The organism is Pseudoalteromonas sp. SG44-17, assembly GCF_014164235.1.
In the GTDB taxonomy this organism is placed as follows: domain Bacteria; phylum Pseudomonadota; class Gammaproteobacteria; order Enterobacterales; family Alteromonadaceae; genus Pseudoalteromonas; species Pseudoalteromonas rhizosphaerae.
Genome location: NZ_JACJEV010000069.1, coordinates 1 through 4515, shown reverse-complemented (window position 1 = coordinate 4515; position 4515 = coordinate 1). Strand labels below are relative to the sequence as shown.

Genomic DNA, 4515 nt, shown 5'->3' with positions numbered 1-4515 from the left:
GTTAGGTTTTAGGTTTTAGGTTTTAGATGTTAGGTAGAGATTAAGCCAAGCACAGTGTTAGGGTTAAGAGTAAGCGGGGTTTTATGCCGCGCGGTTTATAAAACCCATGGCTAAAGCCATTTCCTACAGGGGGTAAATTTATCGTAGGAGCCGGCTTTAGCCGCGAAAGATTTTAATTGATTTATTCATAAAGGTGTTAATGAATACGCGTCAGCAAGCTTAACGCCTACGGTGTTAAATTGTATTCTGATGTTTAATTACGTGTAGGCGAGTGGCTTGCCACCGCGAAAAGGTCAAAGGTGGGTTTTAGGTTTTAAGTGTTAGGTTTTAGGCCTGTAGCCCGTAGCTCGTGCCCCGAAGCCCACTGCCCATACCCCATTGGCCAGGTAGCCCAAAATGAAAAAAGCCGCATAAATGCGGCTTTTAGGCTTAATCCCTAATAGGAACTAACAAAAATTAACCGTTACCGCCAGTACCACCAGTACCACCGGTAGATGTTGGACATGTAAACTGGAATGCTTGAGTTAATGCGTCAGCATTAGCACCTTCAATTGTAAATGTGTTCGCACCTTCAACAGGTAAACCACGGAAGTTAACAGTAACATCGTAGTTTTCACCTTCACGTAGGTTAGTTAACTGGAAGTTACCATTCGCATCTTTAATTGCAGCTCTTGCAGCTTTGCCAGCACGTTTAAATGAAACAGTTGAATTAGTAACATTCACCGCTACATCAGCATCGTTCGAACAAGCACCTGTAAGAGTTAATTCTTTATTAACTAAAGTAAATGGTGCTACAGGAGTTAAATCAACACTGCCACAAACACCAACTTCTGTTTGTGAGTCAAACCATGTTCCACCTTCACGGTCAAAAAGTCTAACTCGAGCAGTTGCGCCATCATATATACCATAGCGTAATGTTGTTGCAGCTGATACGACAGTCTTTGAAGTTGCACCACCGCGGATGAAGCTAGCTACAGATCCATCTGAAGATAAAGCTGATAGATATAAACCACCTGCAGGAATAGTGCCTGAAGTAACATTTACAGAAAAGCCGTCAGTACAAGTATTCGCATTGCGGTTAACAGCAAACCACGTTAAGTGGTTTGTTTCAAAGCTTACTGTACCAGTACCTTGTGTAACTGCAAAGTCATCTGCAGACCATAGGCCTGTTTCATCATCGAACGACTTAACAGTAAGCGTTTCGCCAGCTGCTAAATCGGTAGGTGCTGCTAGTGTTACTTTTAATGTGTCACCAGCAAACTTCTTAACTTTAGTGTCACCCACTAATAAGTTTACATCAGCAACCGAAACTGGCACTAAAACATTTGCGCTTGTGTTACCAACATTTAGACCTTCAGGGATCACTGATGATTTGGTTGAAGATGTTGGATCTGTACCTACAACACTCAATGATACTGAATCACCAGTTACAGCTTCGCCTGCAGCATTTTGAAGCGTAATGCCAGTTGGTAGAGTTGCAGTAGCTAAAGAAGCACCAGAAACTGCAGCATCAGCCTTAACTTCAGCTGTTGTTGTTGAACCGCTAATATCAGTAGAAGCAGTTGCAACGCTTGCAAGGCCAGCAGTATCTGTTGAGGTCAATTGGAACTGAGCTGGTAATACAGATAGTTCGTCTTCGTTAGATAAGTCAACATTGAAAGATTTAGTTATAAAACCTGCAGCAGAAACAACTGCCGTCACACTTGATAACTCAGAGCCACTCTTAACAGTAACAATAAAGCCACCATCTTCAGTAGTTGTTGCAGTTTGAACCACGTTGCCATCTACATCAACGATGTTAGTTGATGGCGCGCCATTTTCCACAAATCTTACAGTTGCATCTGCAATTGCATCTGAGTCGCCATTAACTACTGCTACATTAACTATAAAGTTAAGCTCAGCTGGTGTTTGAGGTGGAACAACCACTACTGGATCAGGCCCTGGTCCAGGTGGTGTGTAATCATTACCATCGTCATCACTAAAACAACCAGTTAGAGCAAATGCAGAAGCTACAGACAATGCCAATAGCGATTTTTTGTTAGTAAACATAGGGAGTCCTTTTATTCCTTTATAATAAACAATCAATAAACTAAGGTTTTTTATACTCGTTACAATATTAGCGTTTACTTTAGAAAAGTATAGCCATAACGCAACAAAAATGAGCAAAAAAACAACATTTTTTACTTTTTGTCAAAAATAGAGCTAATCGCTCTATAGTAATTAATCAGTTCGTTACATAATATAGACTAACTACATATTTGTACAATAGTTAGTCTAATAAAAATTTGTTACCGATATTTTAAATACACTTCTTTTAACCTTGGTAAATGTTTATAAACATAATCACTCGATAAGCGACCTTGGTTAAAGAATGTTTTATCTAAGCCAACTATTGAACTTGGTGCGTATAACTGATTGAAAACCAATTGATTATGCGACTTACCGACTTGCGTACCAATATTATGGCGGTAAGCCTCATTACCTTTAACTTGGCCAAAACGAGTAACCGACATATCTTTACGCGGTGATAACGGTATGCTTATCGCAGCACCGGCTCTTTGCGCACTTGAGTCTTCAAAGAATACAGCTAAGTAGCTATCACCAAACCAAAAGCGTGATTCTAGCTTGTAACCACTATCTTCATACCAAAAATCACCAGCTTGGGCATGTAAAGTAATATCTTGCTCTACCCAATTATATTGATAATTAAACATTTGGTAACTGCGGCTGCCGCGATAATCCTGGTACTGAAAAGAGCCAAATTTAAAGCTCACTTTATGCCTACCAGCATCACTTAGCCAAGCTGTTTCATTACTAATACCGCGGTAGTCATAAAAATCTTTGATATAGCCAACTTGGGTTTGGTTGTAAAAACCAAACGGTAGTTCAAAAGTTTGATAGAACAAAGCGCGATCAAACTGGGTTTCTTTACGGTAGTTTTTAAACGGCTTATTTTCAGCGTAATCATCACTATTCGCAACATTTACTTGGCCACCTAAAATAATGCCGCCGCCTTGCCATAAAGGCACCTCTAAATCGGCTCTAATGGCGGCTGAGTAATCAAATACTCCAAGCTCAGTTGCATAGGTATTGCTTATGGTTGGCGCTATTGTTAAACGCGGTTTAAAGTATGGCGAACTAGTATCTGTAGTTCCCACCCAAACCAAACCATTTGGCTCAAGAGCAGCCCCTTGGGTAATTAATAAATCAGGCGAAATATTGTTAGTAATAAATTCTTTGTAATTATCAACGGTACCAACAACATTAAGTAATGCTAAATCATATTTATTAAGTTGCACGCTAAATTCAACACCCTCAAGTGTTATTAACTCAGCAACACGCCCTAATACCAATCCTAATGCATCAATATCGTTACGGTTAAAAATTGAGTTTTCAAATTTAACAAACAACTGATTATTCTTGTTAAAAGCAACACTCACATTTTCAAAACCATCTTCCACCAATGCTAGCTTCAAGTTAACAGACTGAGAATTCAACTGACTTAATTCAGCTTGTTGCTCTGTATTATTTGTAATCTTTGCAGTAGTACGCGCTTCTGGCTTAACGGTAGGTAAAGTGTAGTCATTTGGCGTTTGTATTTTTACAGCATCAGGGTTTATAGATGCCGCGCCTTTAGTCGCAACAGGTACATTAGCAGTATTATTTTGTACATCTGGTGCAGCTTTAACTGGCTGTTGGTAACCTAACTCGTTACTTAGTGGTAAAGTAAAGTTGATACCCCAATAATTACTGGTATCTTCAGATAATTCAGTATTACTATAAAAACGGCTGGTTAAGGTGATTTCACCAATATCATATAACCATTCTTTAGGAATAGTTAGTCGCGCAGCGGCATTAACAGCCTCAGAGTCGTATTCGGTGAGTACACTAAACCACTTAAACGGTTGCCATTCAATACCAGCAAAAGCCCCATCCATCTGCCCCGTTTTACGATCGCTTGCGCCAACACCCGCACTAAATCTAAAATCCCACAGCTCTTTTGAGGCAACCGCATAAATTGTTTTATAGTTATTTGCCGCGCCCCCCATATCCTTCATACCAATAGCAACACTCAACCAGTCTTTTGGTATGTAAGGTATTTGGTATTTAGCATTAAAAGATAAATCACGAGTTTGGCCTCTGCCCTCCGAATAAAATAAATTATCGTGCATAGAGTTAGATGCAACTTGGCCACTAACTTCAAGGCCTTCAAATAAGCCAGCGGAGACTATAAAATTATGGCCATCCATGTACCTCTGGCCCCGAAAATCAAGCTGATTGTTATAACCAAAATCAACCACGCCAGAATCCATTACTTCAGCATTAGGAGTGTTAATTAAGCCGGTATAGCCTGCAAAAGACTGGAAGTGTTTTACCTCATCAGCGGCAACAGGTAAGCTCAATGCAGCTGCACAGCTTAAAAACAACATATTCAATTTAGGCATGGTGTGATCCGAGTCCGAGTTAGTATTATTAAATCCATCAATTCCTAGGTTCTAGGTTCTAGGTTCTAGG

2 protein-coding genes are annotated in these 4515 nt (G+C 39.9%); both read right to left on the bottom strand.

Annotated elements, in window-relative coordinates; genetic code table 11:
• Positions 1-456 precede the first annotated feature (456 nt).
• Positions 457-2049: a hypothetical protein gene (locus H5182_RS21815; RefSeq protein WP_182760637.1), complete on the bottom strand. Its 1593-nt coding sequence runs from the start codon at positions 2047-2049 to the stop codon at positions 457-459.
• Positions 2050-2288: 239 nt separating this feature from the next.
• Positions 2289-4445, bottom strand: a complete 2157-nt coding sequence (locus H5182_RS21810) for a YjbH domain-containing protein (protein WP_182760636.1) — start codon at positions 4443-4445, stop codon at positions 2289-2291.
• Between the last annotated feature and the right edge of the window lie 70 nt (positions 4446-4515).

Bases quoted from the DNA above. Each gene is read 5' to 3' on its own strand.
- H5182_RS21810 (WP_182760636.1), bottom strand. From the start codon at position 4,445: ATGCCTAAATTGAATATGTTGTTTTTAAGCTGTGCAGCTGCATTGAGC.
- H5182_RS21815 (WP_182760637.1), bottom strand. From the start codon at position 2,049: ATGTTTACTAACAAAAAATCGCTATTGGCATTGTCTGTAGCTTCTGCA.